Annotated in this window: 25 protein-coding genes; 14 read left to right on the forward strand and 11 right to left on the reverse strand. The window is 73.0% G+C overall.

Going from position 1 to position 23939, the window contains the following annotated elements; translation table 11 throughout:
* The first annotated feature begins 16 nt into the window (after window positions 1-16).
* Window positions 17-1378 (forward strand): cystathionine beta-synthase, encoded by a 1362-nt coding sequence (locus tag ABD324_RS10750; RefSeq protein ID WP_344415101.1) that lies wholly within the window; start codon window positions 17-19, stop codon window positions 1376-1378.
* Window positions 1379-1393: 15 nt separating this feature from the next.
* Window positions 1394-2533: a cystathionine gamma-synthase gene (locus ABD324_RS10755; protein WP_344415103.1), complete on the forward strand. Its 1140-nt coding sequence runs from the start codon at window positions 1394-1396 to the stop codon at window positions 2531-2533.
* Here ABD324_RS10755 and ABD324_RS10760 read toward each other — a convergent pair whose 3' ends face one another.
* Window positions 2534-2779, reverse strand: a complete 246-nt coding sequence (locus ABD324_RS10760) for a hypothetical protein (protein ID WP_344415105.1) — start codon at window positions 2777-2779, stop codon at window positions 2534-2536.
* An 88-nt stretch (window positions 2780-2867) separates the two neighbouring features.
* Between ABD324_RS10760 and ilvA the strand changes: the two genes are divergently transcribed.
* Window positions 2868-4133, forward strand: coding sequence for a threonine ammonia-lyase (gene ilvA / locus ABD324_RS10765; RefSeq protein WP_344415107.1), 1266 nt, complete (start codon window positions 2868-2870; stop codon window positions 4131-4133).
* On the opposite strand, the gene greA is transcribed toward ilvA, so the two are convergent.
* A complete protein-coding gene (gene greA / locus ABD324_RS10770; protein ID WP_344415109.1) occupies window positions 4123-4611 on the reverse strand; it encodes a transcription elongation factor GreA in 489 nt (162 codons plus the stop codon). The two genes, ilvA and greA, sit on opposite strands and share 11 nt — an antisense overlap.
* Window positions 4612-5003: 392 nt before the next feature.
* On the opposite strand from greA, the gene mca reads away from it, so the two are divergent.
* The 3 genes from mca (at window position 5004) to ABD324_RS10785 (ending at window position 6944) form a co-directional block, all read left to right on the forward strand.
* Window positions 5004-5924, forward strand: a complete 921-nt coding sequence (gene mca / locus ABD324_RS10775; protein ID WP_344415111.1) for a mycothiol conjugate amidase Mca — start codon at window positions 5004-5006, stop codon at window positions 5922-5924.
* Between the two features lie 32 nt (window positions 5925-5956).
* A complete protein-coding gene (locus ABD324_RS10780) occupies window positions 5957-6223 on the forward strand; it encodes a hypothetical protein (RefSeq protein ID WP_344415114.1) in 267 nt (88 codons plus the stop codon).
* Between the two features lie 118 nt (window positions 6224-6341).
* Window positions 6342-6944, forward strand: coding sequence for a hypothetical protein (locus ABD324_RS10785; protein ID WP_425565800.1), 603 nt, complete (start codon window positions 6342-6344; stop codon window positions 6942-6944).
* Window positions 6945-6951: 7 nt separating this feature from the next.
* On the opposite strand, the gene trhA is transcribed toward ABD324_RS10785, so the two are convergent.
* Entirely contained in the window at window positions 6952-7581 is a 630-nt protein-coding gene (gene trhA / locus ABD324_RS10790) for a PAQR family membrane homeostasis protein TrhA (RefSeq protein ID WP_344416335.1), read from the reverse strand.
* 166 nt (window positions 7582-7747) lie between these two features.
* Between trhA and ABD324_RS10795 the strand changes: the two genes are divergently transcribed.
* A complete protein-coding gene (locus ABD324_RS10795; protein ID WP_344415116.1) occupies window positions 7748-8515 on the forward strand; it encodes an isoprenyl transferase in 768 nt (255 codons plus the stop codon).
* A gap of 91 nt (window positions 8516-8606) precedes the next feature.
* On the opposite strand, the gene ABD324_RS10800 is transcribed toward ABD324_RS10795, so the two are convergent.
* From ABD324_RS10800 to ABD324_RS10810, 3 genes are all read right to left on the reverse strand, one after another.
* Window positions 8607-8942 (reverse strand): hypothetical protein, encoded by a 336-nt coding sequence (locus tag ABD324_RS10800; protein WP_344415118.1) that lies wholly within the window; start codon window positions 8940-8942, stop codon window positions 8607-8609.
* Between the two features lie 458 nt (window positions 8943-9400).
* Window positions 9401-9736 (reverse strand): hypothetical protein, encoded by a 336-nt coding sequence (locus tag ABD324_RS10805; RefSeq protein ID WP_344415120.1) that lies wholly within the window; start codon window positions 9734-9736, stop codon window positions 9401-9403.
* A 282-nt stretch (window positions 9737-10018) separates the two neighbouring features.
* Complete coding sequence (locus ABD324_RS10810; RefSeq protein ID WP_344415122.1) at window positions 10019-10378, reverse strand: hypothetical protein; 360 nt, start codon at window positions 10376-10378, stop codon at window positions 10019-10021.
* A 312-nt stretch (window positions 10379-10690) separates the two neighbouring features.
* On the opposite strand from ABD324_RS10810, the gene ABD324_RS10815 reads away from it, so the two are divergent.
* The 3 genes from ABD324_RS10815 to ABD324_RS10825 all read left to right on the forward strand — a co-directional run bounded on the left by ABD324_RS10815 (window position 10691) and on the right by ABD324_RS10825 (window position 14759).
* A complete protein-coding gene (locus ABD324_RS10815) occupies window positions 10691-11953 on the forward strand; it encodes a DUF885 domain-containing protein (RefSeq protein WP_344415124.1) in 1263 nt (420 codons plus the stop codon).
* A gap of 263 nt (window positions 11954-12216) precedes the next feature.
* The gene (gene phoH2, locus ABD324_RS10820; RefSeq protein WP_344415126.1) at window positions 12217-13560 is read left to right on the forward strand and encodes an RNA 5'-3' helicase PhoH2; all 1344 of its coding nucleotides are present in this window, start codon (window positions 12217-12219) and stop codon (window positions 13558-13560) included.
* A gap of 236 nt (window positions 13561-13796) precedes the next feature.
* Window positions 13797-14759, forward strand: coding sequence for a hypothetical protein (locus ABD324_RS10825; protein WP_344415128.1), 963 nt, complete (start codon window positions 13797-13799; stop codon window positions 14757-14759).
* 159 nt (window positions 14760-14918) lie between these two features.
* On the opposite strand, the gene ABD324_RS10830 is transcribed toward ABD324_RS10825, so the two are convergent.
* The 3 genes from ABD324_RS10830 to ABD324_RS10840 all read right to left on the reverse strand — a co-directional run bounded on the left by ABD324_RS10830 (window position 14919) and on the right by ABD324_RS10840 (window position 18534).
* The gene (locus ABD324_RS10830) at window positions 14919-16358 is read right to left on the reverse strand and encodes a GuaB1 family IMP dehydrogenase-related protein (protein WP_344415130.1); all 1440 of its coding nucleotides are present in this window, start codon (window positions 16356-16358) and stop codon (window positions 14919-14921) included.
* Window positions 16359-16460: 102 nt separating this feature from the next.
* On the reverse strand, window positions 16461-17981 hold the full coding sequence (locus ABD324_RS10835) for an ATP-dependent DNA ligase (RefSeq protein ID WP_344415132.1): 1521 nt from the start codon (window positions 17979-17981) through the stop codon (window positions 16461-16463).
* Window positions 17982-18027: 46 nt separating this feature from the next.
* Window positions 18028-18534: a DinB family protein gene (locus ABD324_RS10840; protein WP_344415134.1), complete on the reverse strand. Its 507-nt coding sequence runs from the start codon at window positions 18532-18534 to the stop codon at window positions 18028-18030.
* A 218-nt stretch (window positions 18535-18752) separates the two neighbouring features.
* Between ABD324_RS10840 and ABD324_RS10845 the strand changes: the two genes are divergently transcribed.
* Entirely contained in the window at window positions 18753-19718 is a 966-nt protein-coding gene (locus ABD324_RS10845) for an NADPH:quinone oxidoreductase family protein (RefSeq protein WP_344415136.1), read from the forward strand.
* On the opposite strand, the gene ABD324_RS10850 is transcribed toward ABD324_RS10845, so the two are convergent.
* Entirely contained in the window at window positions 19705-20349 is a 645-nt protein-coding gene (locus tag ABD324_RS10850; RefSeq protein ID WP_344415138.1) for a response regulator, read from the reverse strand. The genes ABD324_RS10845 and ABD324_RS10850 overlap by 14 nt on opposite strands.
* A complete protein-coding gene (locus ABD324_RS10855; RefSeq protein WP_344415140.1) occupies window positions 20346-21443 on the reverse strand; it encodes a sensor histidine kinase in 1098 nt (365 codons plus the stop codon). The genes ABD324_RS10850 and ABD324_RS10855 overlap by 4 nt, the downstream gene beginning before the upstream one ends.
* A gap of 108 nt (window positions 21444-21551) precedes the next feature.
* Here ABD324_RS10855 and ABD324_RS10860 point away from each other — a divergent pair, with 108 nt between their 5' ends.
* The 3 genes from ABD324_RS10860 (at window position 21552) to ABD324_RS10870 (ending at window position 23935) form a co-directional block, all read left to right on the forward strand.
* Entirely contained in the window at window positions 21552-22085 is a 534-nt protein-coding gene (locus ABD324_RS10860; RefSeq protein WP_344415142.1) for a hypothetical protein, read from the forward strand.
* 16 nt (window positions 22086-22101) lie between these two features.
* Entirely contained in the window at window positions 22102-23052 is a 951-nt protein-coding gene (locus ABD324_RS10865) for a helix-turn-helix transcriptional regulator (RefSeq protein WP_344415144.1), read from the forward strand.
* 136 nt (window positions 23053-23188) lie between these two features.
* Window positions 23189-23935: a helix-turn-helix transcriptional regulator gene (locus tag ABD324_RS10870; protein WP_344415146.1), complete on the forward strand. Its 747-nt coding sequence runs from the start codon at window positions 23189-23191 to the stop codon at window positions 23933-23935.
* Window positions 23936-23939 lie beyond the last annotated feature (4 nt).

The following is a 23939-nucleotide window of genomic DNA, read 5'->3' on the forward strand; positions in this document are numbered from 1 at the left end:
CTGCGACGATGGGCGCATGCGCTACGCCGAGCACATCTCCGACCTGGTCGGCAACACCCCGCTGGTCCGCCTCGGGCGGGTCGCCGAGGGCCTGTCCCCGCTGGTCCTGGCCAAGGTCGAGTACCTGAACCCCGGCGGCAGCGTGAAGGACCGGATCGCGCTGCGGATGATCGACGCGGCCGAGGCCTCGGGCGAGCTGCGGCCCGGCGGCACGATCGTGGAGCCGACCTCGGGCAACACCGGCATCGGGCTGGCGATGATCGCGCAGCGGCGCGGCTACAAGTGCGTGTTCGTGTGCCCGGACAAGGTGGGCGAGGACAAGCGCAACGTGCTCAAGGCCTACGGCGCCGAGGTCGTCGTGTGCCCCACGGCGGTGGACCCGGACCACCCGGACTCCTACTACAAGACCTCCGACCGGCTCGTCCGCGAGACCGAGGGCGCCTGGAAGCCGAACCAGTACGCCAACCCCGAGGGCCCGGCGTCGCACTACGCCACCACCGGGCCGGAGATCTGGGAGCAGACTTCAGGGCGGATCACGCACTTCGTGGCGGGGATCGGCACCGGCGGCACCATCTCGGGCACGGGCAACTACCTCAAGGAGGTCTCCGGCGGCCGGGTGAAGATCATCGGCGCGGACCCGGAGGGCTCCGTGTACTCGGGCGGCACCGGGCGGCCCTACCTGGTCGAGGGCGTCGGCGAGGACTTCTGGCCGGACGCCTACGACAAGACCGTCTGCGACGACATCGTCGCGGTGTCCGACGCGGACTCCTTCCACATGACCCGCCGGCTCGCCCGCGAGGAGGCGCTGCTGGTGGGCGGCTCGTGCGGGATGGCGGCAGTGGCGGCGCTGCGCGTCGCGGAGACGGCGCCCGCGGACTCGGTGATCGTCGTCCTGCTGCCCGACGGCGGCCGTGGCTACCTGGGCAAGGTCTTCAACGACGGGTGGATGGCCAGCTACGGCTTCCTGCCCCCGACCGAGGGCGCGACCGTGGGCGACGTGCTGCGCCGCAAGGACGGCACGCTGCCCGACCTGGTGCACGCGCACCCGAACGAGACCGTCGCGGACGCGGTGCACTACCTGCGGGAGTTCCACGTCTCGCAGATGCCCGTGGTCCGCGCCGAGCCGCCGGTGATGGCGGCCGAGGTCGTCGGCTCGGTGGTGGAGCGCGACCTCCTCGACGCCCTGTTCACGGACCGCGCGAAGCTCTCGGACCGGCTCGAGGGGCACATGTCCCCGCCGCTGCCGACGCTGGGTGCGAACGAGCCGCTGGCCACCGCGATGCAGGCCTTCTCCGCCGCCGACGCGGCCATGGTGCTGGTCGACGGCAAGCCCGCCGGCGTCGTGACCCGCTCCGACGTCCTGGCGTTCCTGGGCTGAGGCTAGCCTCGCGCCATGCGAGGTTTCTCCACCCGGGCCATCCACGCCGGCCAGGATCCCGACCCGACCACCGGCGCCGTCATCGTGCCGATCCACGCGAGCTCCACGTTCGCGCAGGACGGCGTCGGCGGCCTGCGCAACGGCTACGAGTACTCCCGCTCCGCCAACCCCACCCGGACGGCGCTGCAGGAGTGTCTGGCTGCGTTGGAGGGCGGGCGGCACGGCTTCGCGTTCGGCTCCGGCATGGGTGCGTCGGACGTGCTGCTGCGCGTCCTGCTCCGCCCGGGGGACCATCTCGTCATCCCGCACGACGCGTACGGCGGCACGTTCCGGCTCGTCGACAAGGTGCTCTCGGGCTTCGGCATCGAGTACTCCACCGTCGACCTCGCGGACGTCGACGCGCTGCGGGCGGCGATCCGCCCCACCACCAAGGTCGTCTGGTGCGAGACGCCCACGAACCCGCTGCTCGGGATCGCGGACATCGCCGCGCTGGCCGGGGCCAAGGGGGCGGCGACGCTCGTCGTCGACAACACGTTCGCCTCGCCCTACCTGCAGCAGCCGCTCGCGCTCGGCGCGGACGTGGTGCTCCACTCCACGACCAAGTACGTCGGTGGCCACTCCGACGTCGTCGGCGGCGCCCTGGTCTGCGACGACGACGAGCTGGCCGCGCAGATCGCGTTCACCCAGAACTCGGTCGGCTCGGTCCCGGGTCCCTTCGACGCGTGGCTCACGCTGCGCGGGGTGAAGACCCTCGCGGTGCGCATGGAGCGGCACTGCGACAACGCCGAGCGGGTCGCCGAGGCCCTCGCCGCGCACCCGGCCGTCTCGGGTGTCCTCTACCCGGGCCGCCCGGAGCACCCCGGCCACGAGATCGCCGCCAAGCAGATGCTCCGCTTCGGCGGGATGGTGTCGTTCCTGGTCGCGGGCGGTAAGGAGGCGGCGCTGAAGGTCTGCGCGGGCACCGAGCTGTTCACCCTCGCGGAGTCCCTCGGCGGCGTCGAGTCGCTGATCGAGCACCCCGGCCAGATGACACACGCGTCGGTCGCGGGCTCGGTGCTCGAGGTCCCGGACTCGTTGGTGCGGCTGTCCGTGGGGATCGAGGACGTCGAGGACCTGGTCGAGGACCTGACCCGCGCGCTGGACGCCGTGCGCTAGCTACGACCTCGTGGGGACCGGCGCCGCGGGGAGCGCGGGCGCCGGTTCCGGCGTGGCCGGGACCATCAGGTCTTGCGGGGAGAAACAGCCCCCGACCAGCTCGTACCCACCGGAGACGGCGACGTAGTGCCCCGGGTCGGAGCAGCCGGCCTCCTGGACGGCGACCACCGCGACCGTGCCCAGCACGGCAGCGGCCAGCAACGGGACGACGACGGCGCGCGGACCTGCCAGCCCCCGTGCGCGCATCCTGCCCCCTCCGGTGTCGTGCCCCTCTGCGAGGCTACCGGTGCCGGTGGCACGATGCCGCCGTGGACCGGGGAACGCTGTGACCGACGTGACAACGCCCGACGTGACGACGGGGCCGCCCGTCGGCCTCGCGGAGATCCGCGCGGCTCGCGAGCTGCTGGCCGGGGTCACGAGGGCGACGCCGGTCGCGCTCAGCCGCGCGCTGTCCGACGCGATCGGCGGGCCGGTGTGGTTCAAGTGCGAGAACCTGCAGCGCACCGGGTCGTTCAAGATCCGCGGCGCGTACACCCGGCTGGCCCGGCTGCCCGAGTCCGAACGGGCCCGCGGGGTGGTGGCGGCGAGCGCCGGCAACCACGCGCAGGGCGTGGCGCTGGCGGCCCAGCTGCTGGGGATCCGCGCGACCGTGTTCATGCCGGCGGGCGCCGCGATCCCGAAGGTCGACGCCACGCGCGGCTACGGCGCGGAGGTGCTCCTGGGTGGCGAGACGGTCGACGACGCCCTGGTCGCCGCGATCGCCCACGCCGAGCGGACCGGGGCCGAGCTCATCCACCCCTTCGACCATCCGGACGTCGTCGCCGGGCAGGGCACGGTGGGCCTCGAGCTGCTCGAACAGGTGCCGGACGTGGCCACCGTGCTGGTCGCGGCGGGTGGCGGCGGGCTCCTCGGCGGGGTGGCGGCCGCGATCAAGGCCCAGCGACCGGACGTCCGGGTGGTCGGGGTGCAGGCCGCGGGTGCGGCGGCGTGGCCCGGTTCCCTGGCCGCGGGCGGGCCGGTGGCCCTCGGGGAGATGCGCACGATCGCGGACGGCATCGCGGTCGGCCGCCCCGGGGACCTCACGTTCCGGCAGGTCGAGGCCACCGTCGACGAGTTCGTGACGGTCGGGGAGGACTCGATCTCCCGGGCCCTGCTGTTCTGCCTGGAACGGGCGAAACTGCTGGTCGAGCCCGCGGGCGCCGCGACCGTGGCCGCGCTGCTCGGCGATCCCGGCCGCTTCGCCGCCCCCGCCGTCGCCGTGCTCTCCGGTGGCAACGTGGATCCGCTGGTGCTCCTGCACGTGATCCAGAACGGCATGGCCTCGGCCGCCCGCTACCTGTCCCTGCAGGTCAGGGTGGGGGACCGGCCCGGCGCGCTGGCGGCGCTGCTCACCGGCGTGGGCGGGCTCGGCGCCAACGTGATCGACGTCGAGCACAGCCGGATCAGCGCCACGGTCCCCATGGGTGAGGTCGACGTGGCGCTGAGCCTGGAGATGCGGGGACCGGAGCACTGCCGCGAGCTGGTCGCGGCACTGCGGTCCGCCGGTCACCGCGTGGTGGTGACCGGGGTGCCGGACGGGGACCCGCGCGTCAGCCGGTGAAGGGCTCGATCGCGACGAGCGTGACCTTCATGGAGCCGCCGTCGGGCAGGGAGTAGGAGCGCTCCTCGCCCTTCTTCGCGCCGATCAGCGCCGCACCCAGCGGCGAGTTCGGCGAGATGACCTGCAGCCCGTTGGCGCTGCCCTCCTCGCGGGAGCCGAGCAGCATCTTCTCGGTGTCCTCGTCGTCCTCGTACTTCACGGTGAGGACGGTGCCGGGGGCGGCCTGGTCCGCGCTGCTGGGCGAGGTGCCGACCTGGGCGGTGCGGAGGAGCTCCTGGAGCTGGCGGATGCGGGCCTCCTGCTGGCCCTGCTCCTCGCGGGCGGCGTGGTAGCCGCCGTTCTCCTTGAGGTCGCCCTCCTCGCGGCGGGCGTTGATCTCGGCGGCGATGACCGGACGGTTCGCGATCAGGTCGTCCAGCTCCGTCTTGAGCCGGTCGAAGGCATCCTGGGTGAGCCAGGTCACCTGAGTCTCCGTCACGGTCATCACTCCTCCAACAGTCCGGGCTCCGCACTGTGCGGGCCGGTTCGCCCGGGGTCTCACGGGCAGGGGCTCTCGACGTGGTGCAGCAGCCCCGAGTAAGGAAAAACACGACCCGCCTGCGGGCCGTGTGCCGGAAATCCTAACACGGGACGCACCGCTCGTCGCGGTACTTCGGCGAACGGACGGGCCGCCGCGAGAGTTCCCGGACCCCTCGTTTTCGCTGGTGGGAAGCATCGGGGAAGAGGTCGGCGAGCGCGGGCGTTGCCCTACCCGCACGGAAGTGTCGGTGCAGTCTGGGAGGATCGACTCGGATCCGGCCCCACGACGTGCCGGTCGGGAACAGGCGCGCGCAACCGCGCGCGGACGGACGGGAAGGACCGCGGTCGATCATGACCTCTCGCCACGGGAGCAGCACGCCGAGCAGCGGCCTGCGGTTGATGAGCGTGCACGCCCATCCGGACGACGAGTCCAGCAAGGGTGCGGCCACCACCGCGCGGTACGTCGACGAGGGGCACGACGTGATGGTCGTGACCTGTACCGGCGGCGAGGCGGGCAGCATCCTCAACCCGGCGATGAACAGGCCCGAGGTGCTCGAGAACATGTCGGAGATCCGGCGGGAGGAGATGGCCCGCGCGGCCGAGATCCTCGGCGTCGAGCACCGCTGGCTCGGGTTCGTCGACTCCGGGCTGCCCGAGGGCGACCCGAAGCCCCCGCTGCCGGAGGGCTGCTTCGCGCTGCAGCCGCTCGAGGTGCCCACCGAGGCGCTCGTCCGCCTGATCCGCGAGTTCCGCCCGCACGTCGTCGTCACCTACGACGAGAACGGCGGCTACCCGCACCCGGACCACATCAGGACCCACGAGGTCTCGATGGCGGCGCTCGACGCGGCGGCGGATCCGGAGCAGTATCCGGATGCCGGCGAGCCGTGGCAGGTGCTGAAGGTCTACTACTCCCACGGCTTCTCGAAGGCCCGCATCCTGAAGTTCCACGAGGCGATCATGGCCCGCGGCGAGGAGTCGCCGTGGGTGGAGTGGATCGAGCGGTTCAACGAGCGCCCGGACCCGGGCGACCGGGTGACCACGCGGGTCGAGTGCGGGAAGTGGTTCGAGCGCCGGGACGACGCGCTGCGCGCCCACGCCACCCAGATCGACCCGACGAGCCGCTGGTTCTTCTCCCCGCTCGACCTGCAACGGGAGATCTGGCCCTGGGAGGAGTACGAGCTGGTGCGCTCCGAGGTCCCCACCTCCACCCCGGAGGACGACCTGTTCGCCGGCATCGAGGACGTCCGCGAGCCTGCGCTGCGGGCGGGGTGAGGCGCTCCGCCCGCCCCGCGTAGCCTGGGCGGGTGAGCGAGATCGTGCTGGTCGGGCTGCCCGGAGCTGCGCCGGCGGGGACCGCCGTGCTCGCCCAGGACCCCGCGCCGCCCGCGGGCAAGGGCGAGGAGTTCGGCAGCGCGTCGCCCGTGGCGCTCGTGGTGATCCTCTGCCTGGCCGCCGCCACCATCGCGCTGGTCGTGTCGATGAGCCGGCGGATCAGGCGGCTGCCGAAGTCGTTCGACGAGGAGTCGGCCGACGGTGAGGCTCCCGTCGACCAGGAGCAGCCCAAGAACTGACGGCCACCGTCGCGAGCCCCCCGGCACTTCGCCGGGGGGCTCACTTCGCTTCGGGTGAACACACCGCCGTTGCCTCTGTTGCTGTGTAATCTCGTAAGCACGCAACAGGAGGTGTGCGATGACCGGACGGATGCACAAGGGCTGGCACGGCGGCGGGCGCGGGCAGGGTCGCGGCCCGCGGGGCGGCTGGCAGCAGGCGGACCTGCCGGACACCGGTGATGCCGCGGCCTGGCTGTCCGGCCGGCTGCCGGACGGCTGGTTCACCGGCGCCCCCGAGGTCACGATCGACCGCGAGGAGATCGTCATCGTCGGCGAGCTGCCGGCGGTCGAGGGCGATTTCGAGGACAGCGACGCCGGGCGGGCCGAGCAGGCCGCCGCGGCCGCGGGGCGGATCTCCCGCTTCCGCGAGCAGACGCGCGACGAGCGGATCGACATCGCTCGCCAGGCCGAGCACCGCTACCAGCGCAAGGTGGCGTGGGGTGCCCGGATCGGCGAGGTCGAGGAGCTGTTCACGACGGCGTCGGTGCCGGTCATGACGCGGCTGCGGCAGCCGGAGCGCATGGTGCTGGACACGCTGGTCGACTCCGGCGTGGCCCGCTCCCGCTCCGACGCCCTGGCCTGGGCCGTGCGCCTGGTCGGCCGCAACACCGACACCTGGCTCGCGGACCTGCGCGAGGCCATGGCGAAGGTCGACGAGCTCCGCACCCAGGGCCCCGAGTAGCCCCGGCTCAGCCGGGGAAGAGCGCGAACCAGATCGCGATCTGGTGGCAGATCGCGGCCAGCACCGTGGCCGCGTGGAAGAACTCGTGGTAGCCGAAGGTGCGCGGCCACGGGTTGGGCCAGTGCACGGCGTAGAACACCGCGCCGGCGGTGTAGAGGCCCCCGCCGACCAGCAGCAGGACGAGCGCGGCGACGCCGGCGTTGTGCAGCAGGTCCGGCAGGACGAACACCGCAACCCAGCCCAGCGCCAGGTAGATCGGCACACCGACCCACTTCGGTGCCTTCGGCCAGCAGGTCTTCAGGACCACCCCGGCCAGCGCGCCGCCCCACACCGTGGCGAGCACCCAGCGTCCGGTCACGGGATCCATGGCCAGGAGCGCGACCGGCGTGTACGTGCCGGCGATGAACACGAAGATCATCGAGTGGTCGAGCCGGCGCATGACCAGCCGGCTGCGCGGCGTCGACCACGTGCGGCGGTGGTAGAGCGCGCTCGTGCCGAAAAGGCCGAGGATCGTCACGCTGTAGATCGAGGTCGCGGCGGCGGCGACGCCGCCGACCAGGCTCGCCGAGATCGCGATCAGCACCGCGCACGCGGCCACGGACACGATGAAGGACCAGACGTGGAGCCAGCCGCGCATGCGCGGCTTGACGAAGGGCAGGTCCGGAGGCGGGGCGAGGGTCCCGGTCGTCACCCGGCCGAGAATACGGCACGGGGCCCCCGGTCCGGTTGCTTCTCGATGGCCGGGCGGTGAAGCCCGGTGACGGTGACCCGGTCGGGCGACCGCCGGGCGTAGGCTCCCTCGCGTGGGCGTCCGTGACCTGCTCTATTCGACGTACGAGGCGAGGCTCGCCCGGCGGCTCGCCGGGTCGGAGCGCCCGCGGCACGTCGCGCTGATCCTCGACGGCAACCGGCGGTGGGCCCGCGACGCGGGTCTCGACGACGTCAACGACGGGCATCGCGCCGGTGCCGCGAAGATCTCCGACCTGCTGGGCTGGTGCGGGGACGCGGGGGTCGAGGTCGTCACGATCTTCCTGCTGTCCACGGACAACCTGACCCGGCCCGCGGACGAGCTCGATCCGCTGCTGGACATCATCGGCGACGTCGTCGACGAGCTGAGCGGCCCGGCGCGGCCGTGGAGGCTGCGGGTGGTCGGGGCGATGGAGCTGCTCCCGGCGCCGTTCGCCGAGCGGCTCGCGGCGGCGGCCGCCCGCACCACCGAGCGCCCGGGCCTGCACGTCAACGTGGCGATCGGGTACGGGGGCCGGCAGGAGATCGCCGACGCCGTGCGCAAGCTGCTGCTGCAGCACGCCGAGTCCGGCACCTCCATCGAGGAGCTGGCCGAGGTGCTCGACGTCGACCACATCGCCGCCCACCTCTACACGTCCGGCCAGCCGGACCCGGATCTCGTCATCCGGACGTCGGGGGAGCAGCGGCTCTCCGGCTTCCTGCTGTGGCAGTCGGCGCACTCGGAGTTCTACTTCTGCGAGGCCTACTGGCCCGAGTTCCGCCGGGTCGACTTCCTGCGGGCGCTGCGCGACTACGCCGCCCGCCACCGCCGCTTCGGCGGCTGATCCCCGGGACCGCTCCGGCGGCCGACCCCCGAGACGCCGAACGGCGCCGGCCCCCGAGGGGACCGACGCCGTCGGTGGTGTGAGGACTACGTCAGTTGACGGAGTCGCCCGCGCCCGAGACCTGGCCGCAGGAGCGGTCCGAGTCGGTCGACACGTGCGTGTCGGCCTTGGCCTTGCCGAACAGGCCCAGGGCGCCGGTGGCCGCACCGGTGATGTCCTTGACGTTGGCCTGGGCGACACCCAGACCGGCCGCGACGGGGACGTCGTTGTTGCAGGCCTGGAGCGGGGTGTTCACGTCGTTGGCCGACGCGTTGAACAGGCCCTCGCTGGCCTTGTTGATGCCGGTCTCGCTGGCGAACGCGAGCGGGGAGAGGGCGACGACGGACGCAGCCGACGCGGCGGCGACGAGGGCAACCTTCTTCAGCACAGTTTTTCTCCTGTTGTCGTACGGCCCGCGTTCGGGCCTGACTGTCGCCACTAGTGACGGGGAGCCCGTGGCGACTGAGATCAATTTAGCGAATTGCGGGCGCTTCCCCAAACTCCGTACCACTATCGTGTCTGGAGCACATTTTGACCGGGGTTACTCAACCGATGGGGTGTATTTCGGAAAGGTCTCGGACGCTCGCGGCCACGACGGGGCGCGGACCGCCTACCTCGCAAGGAGCCCACCTGGCCCCGTCTGCGGCGGCACAGCTCATTCGGGTCCCCTCGCGGCGGGGCCGGCTCGCCGGAGTTCGTCCGGTCGATTTCCCAGCGGTGCTGACGAGTCCGGGCCGGCCGGCACCGCGACCGAATCCTCGGGCCGTTGTCACTTCTGCCCGGAAACGCCGAACGGCGCCGGTCCCCGAGGGGACCGACGCCATTCGGTGGTGCGAGAGGACTACGTCAGTTGACGGAGTCGCCCGCGCCCGAGACCTGGCCGCAGGAGCGGTCCGAGTCGGTGTGCACGTCGGTCTTGGCCTTCGAGGAACCCAGGATGCCCAGGGCGCCGGTGGCCGCACCGGTGATGTCCTTGGCGTTGACCTGGCCCACGAGCGCGCCGGCGGCGACCGGGACGTCGTTGTTGCAGGCCTGGATCGGGACGTTGACGTCGTTGGCCGACGCGTTGAACAGGCCCTCGCTGGCCTTGTTGATGCCGGTCTCGCTGGCGAACGCGAGCGGGGAGAGGGCGACGACGGACGCAGCCGACGCGGCGGCGATGAGGGCAACCTTCTTCAGCACTGTTTCTCCTGTGAGTCGTGCGGCCCGAGACCGGACCTGACCTGTCGACGCTGAGACCGGGGAGCCCGCATCGACTGAGGACAATTTAGCGAATTGCGGGGGCGAAAAGACAACTCCGTACCACTATCGTGTCTGGAGCAGTTTCGGCGACGAGTTACTCCATCGATGGGGTGTATTTCGAGGAGATCTCGGACCACTCAGAGTGATCATCGGAAACGGCCCCGGACACGACAGAAGCGCCGGACCCGAAGGTCCGGCGCTCCTGGAGTCAGATGACCGAGATCAGCTGACCGAGTCGCCCGCGGCCGACTCCTGCGCGCAGGCGCGCGACGAGTCGGTCTTGACGTGGGTGTCGGCCGAGGCCTGGCCGAACAGCGCGGCCGCACCGGTGAGGGCGCCCGTGATGTCCTTCAGGTTGCCCTGCACGACGCCGGCGCCCGCGGCGACCGGAACGTCGTTGTTGCACGCCTGGATCGGGACGTTGACGTCGTTGCCCGAGACGTTGATGAGGCCCTGGCTCGACTTGTCGATGCCGGTGACGTGCGACGCGTGGTGCCCCTTGTCGCCGGCGAAGGCGAGCGGGGAGACGGCGACGAGCGTAGCGGCAACGCCGGCCACGACGATTCCAGCCTTCTTCAGCACAGTTTTTCTCCTGTTTGTGTGGGAACCGGCGAGCCGGCACCGTTCACGTCAGCGTCCGACCGGGGAGCCCGCGCTGACTGCCGAGAAAGTTATCCGTTCGAGCTCCTTACTACAAATCCGATAACACCATCGTGTGAAGCACGAACTGTGTGTTCGGTTATTCCCTTGATCAGGTGAAATGAAAGCGCAATTCACTTGCCTCGGTGGTGGTCCCGATGGACCGTCGGTGATCGTCTTCACTCGACCGGGGAGGGGGTCGCCACGATCGTGGACGGGCCGTTCGGGGGGTAGCGTCCGGCGGATGAGGCTCGGGTGAGCGTGGATCGGTCGTTTCCGGCCGAGATGGTGCGCCTCGCACTGCGGCTGGACCGCCTGGAGCCGGGCCTCGTCGAGGCCTGGCACGGCGATCCGGCCCTGCGCCGTGGCGTGGCCTCCGAGCCGCTCGCGCGGGCCTCGGACCTGGCCACACAGGCCGACGAGCTGCGCAGACGTCTTCCCGGCGAGGACCTCGCGCGGGAGCGCGCGGCGTTCCTCGACGGCGAGCTCTCCGCGCTCGGGTCCGCGGCGCGCCGGCTCGCGGGCCTGCGGGTCCCGCTGCCGGTGGAGATCCGTGAGACCTACGGCGTCGACGTCGCGCTCGGTGATCCGGACCGCTACCGCGAGGCGCACCGCTCCCTCGACGCGCTGCTGCCGGGCCGGGGCGACGTCGGGGCCCGGCTGGCGGCCCACCGCAGCGCGGACGAGCTGCCGGCCACCCGTCGTCGAGCAGCAGTGTCCGCGCTGGTCACGGCGCTGCGCGAGCGGAGCCGCTCGCTCGTCGACCTGCCGGCGGACGAGGAGCTCACCCTCGAGTTCGTGGAGGGACGGCCGTGGAGCGGCCTCACCCGCCATCTCGGTGGGCACCGGTCGGTGGCCCGGTTCTCCGTCGACGGCCCGCAGCGCGCCGGGCAGCTCGCCCGGCTGGTGGCGCACGAGACCTACCCTGGTCACCACGTCGAGCACCTGCGCCGCGTCGCGGCCGCCCGGACCGCGCCGGAGCGGGCGCTGAGCCTGACCCGGAGCCCGCGCGCGCTCGTCGTGGAGGGGGCCGCGGACCTCGGTCTGGACGCCGCGGTCGGGCCGGGCTGGGGTCCCTGGGCCGCGAACCTGCTGGCCAGGGTCGGGGTGCGGACCGACGGCGCGCTGGCCGAGCGGCTGGACGAGGCGATGCTGCCGCTGCAGCACGCCCGGCTCGACGCCGCGCTGCTGGTCGCGACGGAGGGTCCGGACGTCGCCCTGGAGCACCTGCGGCGCTGGCTGCTGCTCGACGAGGCCCGCGCCCGCCGCGTCCTCACCTTCGTCGCGGACCCGCACTGGCGGGCCTACTCGGCCACCTACGTCGTCGGGTACCCGATGGTCCGCGCGTGGTGGGCCGGACGCCCCGAGTGCTTCCGCGCGCTGCTCGACAGGCCCCTCGTCCCCGGCTCGCTGGGCTCTTCGGACGTCCGGAACTGGGCCGACCGGGTGCCGTCCGGACGAGATGTGTCGACGACGGACGGTGTCGATCACGCGATGAGCGGTCGGCCGTTCTGTTAATTCTCGGCTTCGGTGAGGCTTGTAACCGAATGTTGCCCTTGACCGCATGCAGGTGACCGCTAGTAGCGTCATGCCCGGCGGTGCGTCCCGATCGCACCGCCCGGGGAGGCCCTGACCGTGGTGTTGCGAAGCACCCGAGAGGGCCGGCACCCGGCCCTCGCGGGCGTGCGAGCGGTGGCGTCGATACCGCTCGTGCACCCGCACAGGGGCCGGCCGGCCCAGCGAAAGAGTGGGCGCGGTGCCGCGCTCGCGAGGGAGCACCCGTGACCGAACGTCGTACGGCCCCGGTTCACCAGAGCGGTGTGGAGACGCCCCGCTGCTACGTGCTCGACACCTCGGTACTCCTGTCGGACCCCTGGTCCCTGACCAGGTTCGACGAGCACCAGGTCGTCCTCCCGCTCGTGGTGATCTCCGAACTCGAGGGCAAGCGGCACCACCCGGAGCTCGGGTGGTTCGCCCGAGCGGCCCTGCGGCTGCTCGACGACATGCGGATCAAGTACGGCCGGCTCGACGCGCCCGTTCCCGTGGGGGACGCCGGCGGCACGCTCCACGTCGAGCTCAACCACAGCGACCAGTCGGTGCTGCCGAGCGGCTTCCGCACGGACAGCAACGACAGCCGGATCCTCGCCTGCGCGCTCAACCTGCAGGCCGAGTACGGCGCCGGTCGCCAGGTCGTGCTGGTCACCAAGGACATGCCGCTGCGGGTCAAGGCCTCCGCGGTCGGGTTGCCGGCCGACGAGTACCACGGCCAGGACGTCGTCCCCTCGGGCTGGACGGGGATGGTGGACATCGAGGTCGCTCCCGAGGAGATCGACACGCTCTTCCGCGACGGCACGCTGCACCACGGCGAGGCCGCCGAGCTCCCCTGCAACACCGGCGTCCGGCTCATCGGCGGCACGTCGTCGGCACTGGGCCGGGTCACGCCGGACAAGCAGATCAAGCTGGTCCGCGGCGACCGCGAGGCGTTCGGCCTGCACGGCCGCTCCGCCGAGCAGCGCGTCGCGCTCGACCTGCTGCTCGACCCGGAGATCGGGATCGTCTCCCTCGGTGGCCGGGCCGGCACCGGGAAGTCGGCCCTCGCGCTCCTGGCGGGCCTCGAGGCGGTGATGGAACGCCAGCAGCACCGCAAGATCGTGGTGTTCCGGCCGCTCTACGCCGTCGGCGGCCAGGAGCTCGGGTACCTGCCGGGCAGCGAGGCGGAGAAGATGGGCCCCTGGGCCCAGGCCGTCTTCGACACCCTCGGCGCCCTGGTCACGCAGAACGTCCTCGACGAGATCATCGCCCGCGGCATGCTGGAGGTCCTGCCGCTGACCCACATCCGAGGCCGCTCCCTGCACGACACCTTCGTGATCGTGGACGAGGCGCAGTCCCTGGAACGCAACGTCCTGCTGACGGTGCTGTCGAGGCTGGGCACCGCGAGCCGCGTCGTCCTGACCCACGACGTCGCCCAGCGGGACAACCTCCGGGTCGGCCGCCACGACGGCATCGCGGCGGTCATCGAGAAGCTGAAGGGCCACCCCCTCTTCGCCCACGTCACCCTCACCCGAAGCGAGCGATCCCCGATCGCCGCCCTGGTGACGGAGATGCTGGAGGGCCCCGGCAACTAACCCGCGGATGAGCGAACGGCGCTCTCGTTCACATCTAGTGAGCGAGAGCGCCGTTCACTCATGCAGACGCCCCGACTGCCGCGAAGCGCCGTCCCGAACCCTGTTGGAGCGAACGGCACTTTCGCTCATACCTAGTGAGTGAGCGGCACTCTCGCTCATGACGCGAGTTGTCCACAGTTTGAGGCACCTGTGGATGGACGAACCCGGCGAAGGCAGCGAGGCGTCACCATCGGAGCATGCCACTACGCGTCTGCTCCCTGACCCTCGACGAGATCGCCTTCCGGGCCGACACCTTCGTCGTCCGCGCGACGGATCTCCAGGACATGGGCGTTCCACGTCGCACGATCCACCAACGATGTCGCCCCGGCGGTCCCTGGCGTGCCCTGTTGCCGGGCGTGCTGCTGCTCCGCAACGGACCGCCGACCCGTGACGACCACCGTCGGGCTGCACTCCTCTACGCGGGCGACACCGCCCTGCTCACCGGACTGGACGCGCTGGAGCTCGCCGGCCTGCGTCGGATCCCGACCGTCGCGGGTCCGGTTCACCTGCTGATTCCCAGCGACCGGCGGCGGCTCGGTGCGGGCCGTGTCCTTGCGGAAAGGACCGAGCGGCTTCCTGACGCCCGAGGCTCGCGCCTGCTGCCCGTCGCGCCGGTGGCGCGGGCGGCGCTGGACTTCTGCCGGCGGTGCCGGGAACGCGACACGGTGCGGGCGATCCTCGCGGAGGTCGTGCAGAGCGGCCGGGCGACACCGGCCGAGCTCCGCTCCGAACTCGATGCCGGGAGCGGCCGCGGCTCCGCATTGCCTCGCACCGTCCTCCGGGAGATCGCGGACGGCGTCCGTTCCGTGGCGGAGGCGAAGGCGCGCGAGCTGCTCGGCCGGTGCCGGCTCCCCGACCCGCTGTGGAACCCGCAGCTCGTCGACGAGCGCGGAACCCACGTCGCAACGCCCGACGCCTGGTTCGACGAGGTCGGTCTGGCCTGGGAGATCGACTCCCGCGAGTTTCATTTCGACGCCGCGGACTACGAGCGGACCGTCGAGCGACACACCCGGATGACCGCGGCGGGGATCATCGTCGTCCATTCGCTCCCGCAGACACTTCGCCGGCGCGGAGCCGAGGTGGTCGAGGAGCTACGGCAGGCCTATGCCCACGCGGCCCGCCGCCCGCGCCCACCCGTCATCGCACTCCCCGCACGATGAGCGAGCGGCGCCGTCGCTCACTAGGTATGAGCGAGAGTGCCGCTCGCTCATTCGAACGGCGCCGCCACCGTCGCCGGCGCCGACGGGTCCGGCACGCTGCCCGATGAGCGAACGGCACTCTCGGTCACTAGGTATGAGCGAGGGTGCCGTTCGCTCAGGTCACAGGCCGTGGGGGGTGCCTTCGGTGAAGCCGGCTTGGGTCTGGATACCTACGACCGCCTTCTCGTGGAGGTCGTTCAGGGTCGTGGCGCCGGCGTAGGTGCAGGCGGAGCGGACTCCGGAGGCGATGCCGTCGAGGACGTCCTCCACGCCGGGGCGGTTCGGGTCCAGGAGCTGGCGGCTGCTGGAGATGCCCTCCTCGAACAGGCCCTTACGGGCGCGGTCGAAACCGTTGTCGCCGCGGGTGCGGGCACTCACCGCCCGTTTCGACGCCATGCCGAAGGACTCCTTGTACGCCCGGCCCGCCTCGTCGCGCAGCAGGTCGCCGGGGGACTCGTAGGTGCCCGCGAGCCAGGAGCCGATCATCACCGACGCGGCCCCGGCGGCCAATGCCAGCGCGACGTCCCGGGGGAAGCGCACCCCGCCGTCCGCCCAGATCGACACGCCGTGATCCCGGCCCGCCGCCGCGCACTCCAGCACGGCGGAGAACTGAGGCCGCCCGACGCCCGTCATCATCCGGGTGGTGCACATCGCCCCCGGCCCGACGCCGACCTTGATCACATCGGCGCCCGCGAGCGCGAGGTCGCGTACCCCGGCCGCGGTCACGACGTTGCCCGCCGCGATCGGGACCGGCAGGCCCGAGTCGTCCACGACAGCCCGCACCGCGCGCAGCGCCTCGATCATCTTCTCCTGGTGCCCGTGCGCGGTGTCCACGACGAGGACGTCCACGCCGGCGTCGAGCAGCGCCTTCGCCTTGGTCGGGACGTCGCCGTTGATCCCGATCGCCGCCGCCGTCCGCAGCCGGCCGCGCGCGTCGAGCGTCGGGGTGTAGATCCCGGCCCGGATGGCGCCGAGCGCGGTGAGCAGCCCGGCGAGGCGGCCCTCGTCGTCGACACCGAGGGCGACGCCGTGCCCGCCGAGCGCGTCGAACACCTCACGGGGCGCGGTGCCCACCGGGAGCAGCACGGGTGCGGGGTCGAGGACCTCGGACAGCCGGGTGAACCGGTCGACGCCCTGGCAGGCGGCCTCGTTGACGGTGCCGACCGGGCGGGCCCCGTCGTCGACCACCACGACGGTGTCGTGGGCGCGCTTCGGCAGCAGGTTCAGCGCGTCCGCCACGGCGTCGCCGGTCCGCAGGACGAGCGGGGTCTCCCACACGGGATGCCGGGACTTGATCCAGCCGACGATCTCCGCGACCGCGGACGGCGCCACATCCTGCGGCAGCACGGTGAGGGCGCCGCGGCGGGCGAGCGTCTCGGCCATCCGTCGCCCCGCGACCGCCGTCATGTTGGCGGCGACGACCGGGACCGTCGCGCCGGTCCCGTCGGCCGTCGTCAGGTCGACGTCGAAGCGGGAGGCGACGGCGGACCTGCCGGGGACGAGGAAGACGTCGTCGTAGGTGAGGTCCGTGCGGGGCTGGTGACCATCGATGAAGCGCACGGGGAGCCAAGGGTAGCGGCCGGGCGCCCGGAGTGCACGATCACCGATCGCCGCAGGTCAGCGGTCGTGAGTGGCGATAGTCGCTCCGGCGAGGATCGCCACTCACAGGAGGTTCTGGACGGCGTCGAGGGTGTCGGCCTCGGCGGGGGTCTTGTCGGGGCGGTAGCGCAGGACGCGGGCGAAGCGCAGCGCGACGCCGCCGGGGTAGCGGACCGAGCGCTGGGCGCCGTCGAGGGCGATCTCCACGACGAGCTCGGGGCGCATCGCCACCACGTGCCCGTCGTCCTCGACGGCGTGGGCGGGGAACTCCGCCGTCTGCCAGGCCAGCAGCTCGTCCGTCATGCCCTTGAAGGTCTTGCCGACCATGATCGGCGGGCCGCCGTCCGGGTCCCGGGCGCCGAGGTGGATGTTCGAGAGGAAGCCGGTGCGGCGGCCGTAGCCCCACTCCGCGCCGATCACCACCAGGTCCAGGGTGTGCACCGGTTTGACCTTCTGCCAGGACTTCCCGCGCCGGCCGGCGGCGTACGGGGCGTCGAGCGCCTTGACGACCACGCCCTCGTGCCCGGCCGTGAGCGCCCCGTCGAGCACCTCGGCGGCCTCCTCCGCGGACGGGTGCCGCCTCCCGGGCATCGTCAGGGCCGGGGGTAGCAGGCCCGCGAGTGCGTCGAGGCGCTCGGACAACGGCGCGTCGAGCAGGTCCCGCCCGTCGAGGTGCAGGAGGTCGAAGAAGAACGGCGACAGGAGCACCTCCGCCCCTTCGTCCCCGGCGCCGTCGGACCCGAAGCGGGACATGGTGTCCTGGAACTTGCGGGGGCGCCCGTCGTCGTCGAGCGCGAGGGTCTCCCCGTCGAGGACGGCCTCGGTGCAGGGCAGGGCCAGCACGTGCTCCACCAGTTCGGGCACGGCCCCGGTGATCTCGCGCAGCGTCCTGGTCCAGACCCGGACGTCGTCCCCGCGGCGGTGCACCTGGATCCGCGCCCCGTCGAGCTTGTACTCCACGGTGACCTCCTCGCCGAGCGACTCGAGCGCCGCGTCGAGCGAGGACCCGGGGGAGGCGAGCATCGGCCGCACCGGCCGGCCCACCTCGAGCCGCACCGCGTCGAGGGCGGGCGCTCCGCCGGAGAGCGCGAGCGCCGCCGTGGACGGCAACGAACCGGAGAGCATGAACGCCCGCCGGACGATGACAGCCGCAACGGCGGACGCCTCGGCGACCGCCTCGAGCATCACGCCCTCGAGCGCGCCCTGCCGCAGCTCGCCACCGAGCAGGCGGACGAGGAACCGCTGCTCGTCGGCGGTCGCCGCACCCAGGAGCGAGCCCAGGAGCTCGGTCCGCCGGCGCGCGGATCCGGCCCCCGAAAGGCCTGCGAGCTCGGTGAACGTGGCGTCCACCTGGGCGACGGTCAACGTGGGGGAGGAGGCGGGGTCCCCGGCCGCCGCGGACAACGTCCGCCAGCCCGTCCCGATCCGCCCCTGCCGGGGCTCCCCGGCGAGCCACGCCGTGGTCGCCTCGACCTCCTCCGGTCCGGCGAGCCGCAGCAGCGCGGCCAGCGCCGCCGACTTCTCCTTGCGGGAGCGGGTGGCGCCGACCGCGGCCGAGGTCTCGACGACGTGGTTCAGCAGCACGGAGGCAGTAGAGCAGAGACCACCGACGGAATCAGTGCAGCGGCGGTCAGCCCATGCTCTTCTGGCCGTCGATCGTCTCCCGGATGATGTCGGCGTGCCCCGCGTGCTGCGAGGTCTCGGCCACCAGGTGCACCAGCACGCGCCGCGCCGACCAGGACCTGTCCGTGAACCACGGCGCGTCCGGCAGGTCGTGGGTGAGGTCGAGGGTCTCCAGCCCCGCCACGACCTCCTCGGTGCGCGCCGCGACCTTCTCGTACTCGGCGAGGATCCCCTCGAGGGTCTCGCCCGGCAGCATCCGGAAGCTGTTGGTGTGCGTCTCGTAGGACGACTCGTCGAAGGACATCGCGGCCGCGCCGCGCTCGATGAAGTCGACCCAGCCCGACTCCGTGAACGCGACGTGCTTGATCAGCCCGCCGACGGACAGCTCGCTGACGGTCGGGGTGGCCGCGGCCTGCTCGTCCGTGAGTCCCTGGGCGGTGTAGCGGAAGAGGAAGCGGTGCTTCGCGAGGGCTGCCAGCAGGTCCGACTTCTCGCTGGTGAGGGTGGCGTTCATGGTGTCTCCCGGTGCTCTCGTCCGTGCTGTCGAGGACAACTCTAGGAGGCATACCGGTCAGTTCCTGACCGCTATCGGAGGAACCCGGAAAAGGACCGGCGAGCTCGCCCCGCACCCTCCCGAGGTGATCGCCGCCGTGCGAGAGTCGGAGACGGCGCGGGTGGCGGTGGCCGACCCGGGATACCGGTCGTGACAGCTCGACGATGAGGAGTGGACGGATGCGCGCAGCACGGGTGACCCGCACGGACGGGCCGTCGGCCGTCGAGGTGGCCGACGTCCCGGAGCCGGTCGCCGGCCCCGGCGAGGTCCTGATCGAGGTGAAGGCCGCGGGCGTCAACTTCCCCGACCTGCTGCTGAGCGAGGGGAAGTACCAGTACCGGCCCGACGTGCCGTTCACCCTGGGCGGGGAGCTCGCCGGCGTGGTCCGGGAGGCGCCGGCGGGATCGGAGTTCTCGCCGGGGGACCGGGTCGCGGCGACGACGCTGACGGGCGCGTTCGCCGAGCTCGTGGCCACGAACGCGGCCGACGTCTACCCGCTGCCGGACTCCGTCGCGTTCGACAAGGGCGCCTGCCTGCCGATGAACTACCTGACGATGACGTTCGCGCTGCAGCTGCGCGGGCAGCTCCGCGAGGGCGAGACCGTCCTCGTGCAGGGCGCCGCGGGCGGCATCGGCACGGCGACCATCCAGCTCGCGAAGGCCATGGGCGCGCACGTGATCTCGGTCGTCTCCAGCCAGGAGAAGGCGGACTTCGTGAAGACCGTCGGATCCGACGAGGCCGTGCTGGCCGACGGGTTCAAGGACGCCGTCAAGGAGCTGACCGGCGGCCGGGGCGTGGACATCGTGGTCGACCCGGTCGGCGGCGACCGCTTCACGGACTCGCTGCGCAGCCTCGCGGCGCACGGGCGGCTCCTGGTCATCGGGTTCACCGCGGGCGACATCCCCACCGTCAAGGTCAATCGCCTGCTGCTCAACAACATCGACGTCCGCGGCGTCGGCTGGGGCGCCTACGCGATGGCCCGGCCGGGGTACTTCCGCGAGGAGTGGGGCCGGCTGCTGCCCTTCCTCGACTCGGAGTTCGTCGATCCGCCCGTCGGCGGCCGGTTCCCGCTGGAGAAGGCCGCCGATGCCCTCGCCGGGCTGGCCGGACGGGCGGTGCTCGGGAAGAACGTCATCGAGCCGTGAGGCCCGCCTCGACGACGAGCAGCGCGAGCTGGACCCGGTTGGTGAGGTCGAGGGCGGTCAGCGCCCGCGAGACGTAGGCCTTCACCGTGGCCGGGCTCAGGTGCAGCTCGGCGGCGATCTCGGCGTTGGAGAGCCCGCGGGCCACCGCGCGGGCCACCCGGAGCTCGCCGGCGGAAAGCCGCTCCAGCTGCGCGGCCACCTCCGGCCGGGCCCGGTCGCCGAGCTGCGCGAGCACGGTGCGGGTGACCGCCGGGGACAGGATCGCGTCCCCGGCGGCCACCGTCCGCACGGCGCGCAGCAGGTCCTCCGGCGGGGTGTCCTTGAGCAGGTAGCCCGCCGCGCCGGCGTGCAGCGCGCCGAGCACGTCCTCGTCGGTGTCGAAGGTGGTGAGCACGAGGACGGCCGGTGGCGCGGGGAGCGCCCGGACCAGCTCCGTGGCCCGGACCCCGCCGGTCCGGCGCATGCGCAGGTCCATCAGCACGACCGCGGGCCGCAACCGGGCGACGGCGGCCACCACCTCGTCGCCGTCCTCGGCCTCGCCGACGATCTCGATCTCCGGGGAACCGCCCAGCAGCACCCGCAGACCGCTGCGGACCAGCGGATCGTCGTCGACGAGCAGGACCCGGGTCACAGCGGCAGCGTCGCGCGGACGCGGTAGCCGCCCTCGGGCCCCGGGCCGGCGTCGAGGGTTCCGCCCAGTAGCGCGACGCGCTCGCGCAGCCCGGTCAGCCCGGCGCCGGTCCCCGCCGGCGCAACCGCGCGGGGACCTCGCTCCTCGACGGCCACGTGGAGCGCCCCGTCGCCGTGCTCGACCCGGACGTCGACCGGCAGCCCGGCGCCGTGGCGGCGGCTGTTGGTCAGCGCCTCCTGCACGATCCGGTACGCGGCCCGGCCCAGCGACGGCGGCGGCTCCGGCCCGTCGTCCGACCGGAGGGTGACGTCGAGCCCCGCCGAGCAGGCCTCGTCGACGAGGCGGGGGAGGTCCGCGAGGCGGGGCGGCGGGTCCTGGGGGCCCTCGCGCAGCGCGGAGACGGCGGTCCGCAGGTCGGTGAGCGCGAGACGGGACTGGTCGCGGACGATCCCGGCGACCCGGGTGACCTCGTCCGCGGGCAGGTCGGTGCGGAAGGCGAGGGCGCCGCCGTGCACCGCGAGCAGGGAGAGGCGGTGGCCGAGGGCGTCGTGCATCTCGCGGGCGATCCGGCTGCGCTCGTCGCGGCGCGCCCGCTCGGCCCGCTCCCCGGCGGCCCGGCGCTCCTGCGCCACCTGCTCCTCCAGCAACGCGACGACGCGGCGCCGGGCGCGGGCGAACATGCCCCATCCGGTCGCCGCGACGGCGCACAGCACCCCGCCGAGCGCCGCCGACGGCGGGTCCGGCACCGGGTACCGCACGATCTGCAGGATCCCCGCGTTGAGCACGACCAGCAGGCTCGTCGCGAGGGCGACGGGCCACCGTCGGTGTGCCGCAACGGAGAACGCGCCGATCAGCGGGACCGCACCGGCCACGGTGGACACCAGGCTGGCTGCCACCCCGAGCACGGTGAACGCCACCGGCGCGGGCCTGCGCAGCCACAGCACGGCGGACAGCGCGACGGCCCCGACGGCGAGATCGAGGACCGGGACGGTGCGCAGGTGCGCGAATCCGCCGAAGATCACCAGCTGCTGCGCGGTCAGGCCGAACGCGACCGCGACGGCCAGCGCCCCGGCGTCCACCAGCCTGCTCCGCATGCGGTCACGGTACGGGCCGAGCCCGCGGGGCGGAGTGGCCGAAAGTCGACGGATCCGGTGGCCGTGCGGCCGCGGTGCGCGGTGCCCCGTCCGGCGACGCTCGCTCCCATGGTCGCTCTCCGGATCCTGCTCGCCGCCACCCTGCTGACCGGCCCGCTGGCCGCCGTGCTGGTCGGCCCGGCGCCCCTGCCCGAGCTCGCCCTCCCGGTGCACGGCCTCGTGTCGGTCCTGGTGCCCTTCACCGGCATCCTGCTCGTGCAGGAGCGGCCGCGGTTGCTCGCGGCCGGGGTGATCGCGCTGGTCGCGGGCCTGGTCACGGGCCTGGCCTGTGCGCTGGTCGCGGGACAGTGGCGGCTCGACGTGCTCGCCGGCGGGCTGCTCGTGCAGCTGGTCAGCCAGTACGTCGGTACCGCGTTCGGGCTGGTCTGCCGCCGGGTGTGGACGGCGATGGTGGCCGATGTCGTGGTCCCGCTCGGTCTGTGGGCGGTCCTGCCGTCCGGCGTGCGCGAGTGGATCACGCCCTACGCGGCCGCCACCCGGGTGCTGACGGGTGAGGCGGGCCCGCCGGTGCTCGTCGTCGTGCTGGTGTGGGTGGTCGGGTTCAACGCCCTCGGCCTTGCGGTCAGGAACCGGCCGCATTAGCCGCGATACTGGGGCCATGGCCAACACCAGCTCGCGCACCCTGCGGCTGCTGTCGCTGCTCCAGACCCACCGCTACTGGCCCGGTCCGGAGCTCGCGGAGCGGCTCGAGGTGTCGCCGCGGACCCTGCGCCGCGACGTCGACCGGCTCCGCGAGCTGGGCTACCCGGTCGAGGCGAGCCGGGGCGTCGACGGCGGCTACCAGCTCGCCGCCGGCGCCGCGCTGCCCCCGCTGGTGGTCGACGACGAGGAGGCCGTCGCACTCGCCGTCGGCATGCGGGCGGCGACCCAGGGCGCGGTCGCGGGCATCGAGGAACCGGCGCTGCGGGCGCTGACCAAGGTCGTGCAGGTCATGCCGCCGCGGCTGCGCAAGCGCGTCGACGCCCTGCAGAGCGTCACCGAACCGGCCGGGTGGAGCTCCTCGCGAACCCCGCCGCTGGATCCCGAGTCGCTGATCGTCGTGGCGCAGGCCTGCCGGGACACCGAGCGCCTCGAGTTCGCCTACACGGCGCGGGACGCCGAGCCCACGGAACGGCACGTGGAGCCGCACCGGCTCGTGCCGCTCGGGCGCCGCTGGTACCTGGTGGCCTACGACCTGGACCGGCACGACTGGCGCAGCTTCCGGTTCGACCGGCTCTCGGCGCCGCACCGCACCGGGGCCCGGTTCCGGCCGCGGGAGCTCCCGACGGCCGACGCCGCGGACTTCGTGAAGGCGGGGCTGCGGCACTGGCAGTCCACCCACGAGGTCGACGCCGTGATCCACGCCCCGGCCGGGAGCATGTCCTGGATGGACCGGTGGGCCACCGTCACCCCGCTGGGCCCGGACCGCTGCGCGATGCGGCTGACGACCGACGACCTGAACTGGGCGGCCTTCGCCCTGGGCAGCTGCGGCGTCGAGTTCGAGGTCCGCTCGCCCCCGGAGCTGGTCGTCCTCCTCCACGACTGGGCGGCCCGCTTCTCCCGGTCGTGAGTGGCGATGGTCGCCATGGCGACCATCGCCACTCACGGGGTGCGGGGGGGCGACTAACTCCGGAGGGTCCCGGAACGAGTCCTTCTTCGGCGGTGCACGAGACGAGGGACGGACGCGCTCTGAGGGGGGCGACGGGGTGCGCGCTGAGCGGGAGTGGCTGGAGCTGGTGGCTGCCCTGATGGCCGAGCCGCTGGTCGAACTGCCGATCGACGTCCTCGGCGAGGCGCTCGCCCGTACCTTCGAGGCCGCCGGGGTGAGCTACAGCGAGGTCGTGCCGGGCGAGCCCCTGCGCCACACCTGGGTGGACGAGGGTCTGGGTGAGCACGCCGACCTGCTGGACCGGTGGAGCCGGCACAAGGCGGCGGAGGAGCATCCGCTGCTGCGCTGGTACCTCGCGAGCGGGCTGTGGGTGCCGCGGCAGATCGCCGACGCACCCGCGGAGCTGCTCGACCGCTGGGAGGCCGACGGCGGTCGCGAGCTCGCCGAGGCCTGCTCGGCCCCCGACCAGCTCGCGCTGCCGCTGCGCGCCACGCCCGGGCTCAGCCGCTCCTTCGTGATCGGCCGCCCCGAGCGGTGGTCGCCGGCCGAGCTGGCCTTCGCCCGGCGCCTCTGGCAGCTCCTCGCCGGGCTGGAACGTCAGGTCGAGGCGCTCGCGGCGGTGAGCGGCGAGCCGGGGCCGCGCACCGGGGAGATCGCGTTGACCCCGCGCGAGCGGGCCGTGCTCGGGCTGCTCGCCCAGGGGCTCACGGCGACCACGATCGCGCGCCGCCTCGGGATCTCGCCGCGGACGGTGCAGAAGCACCTGGAGCGCTGCTACCTCAAGCTCGGCGTCACCGACCGGCTGTCGGCGGTCCTGCGCGCGCAGGCGTCGGGCCTGGTCTGAGGGG

This window comes from Pseudonocardia ailaonensis, assembly GCF_039531635.1.
Lineage (GTDB): Bacteria > Actinomycetota > Actinomycetes > Mycobacteriales > Pseudonocardiaceae > Pseudonocardia > Pseudonocardia ailaonensis.

Bases quoted from the DNA above. Each gene is read 5' to 3' on its own strand.
- mca (WP_344415111.1), top strand. From the start codon at position 5,004: ATGACCTCTCGCCACGGGAGCAGCACGCCGAGCAGCGGCCTGCGGTTG.
- ABD324_RS10845 (WP_344415136.1), top strand. From the start codon at position 18,753: ATGCGCGCAGCACGGGTGACCCGCACGGACGGGCCGTCGGCCGTCGAG.
- ABD324_RS10825 (WP_344415128.1), top strand. From the start codon at position 13,797: ATGCCACTACGCGTCTGCTCCCTGACCCTCGACGAGATCGCCTTCCGG.
- ABD324_RS10750 (WP_344415101.1), top strand. From the start codon at position 17: ATGCGCTACGCCGAGCACATCTCCGACCTGGTCGGCAACACCCCGCTG.
- ABD324_RS10865 (WP_344415144.1), top strand. From the start codon at position 22,102: ATGGCCAACACCAGCTCGCGCACCCTGCGGCTGCTGTCGCTGCTCCAG.
- ABD324_RS10785 (WP_425565800.1), top strand. From the start codon at position 6,342: ATGACCGGACGGATGCACAAGGGCTGGCACGGCGGCGGGCGCGGGCAG.
- trhA (WP_344416335.1), bottom strand. From the start codon at position 7,581: ATGCGCGGCTGGCTCCACGTCTGGTCCTTCATCGTGTCCGTGGCCGCG.
- ABD324_RS10855 (WP_344415140.1), bottom strand. From the start codon at position 21,443: ATGCGGAGCAGGCTGGTGGACGCCGGGGCGCTGGCCGTCGCGGTCGCG.
- ABD324_RS10840 (WP_344415134.1), bottom strand. From the start codon at position 18,534: ATGAACGCCACCCTCACCAGCGAGAAGTCGGACCTGCTGGCAGCCCTC.
- ABD324_RS10860 (WP_344415142.1), top strand. From the start codon at position 21,552: ATGGTCGCTCTCCGGATCCTGCTCGCCGCCACCCTGCTGACCGGCCCG.
- ABD324_RS10760 (WP_344415105.1), bottom strand. From the start codon at position 2,779: ATGCGCGCACGGGGGCTGGCAGGTCCGCGCGCCGTCGTCGTCCCGTTG.
- ABD324_RS10755 (WP_344415103.1), top strand. From the start codon at position 1,394: ATGCGAGGTTTCTCCACCCGGGCCATCCACGCCGGCCAGGATCCCGAC.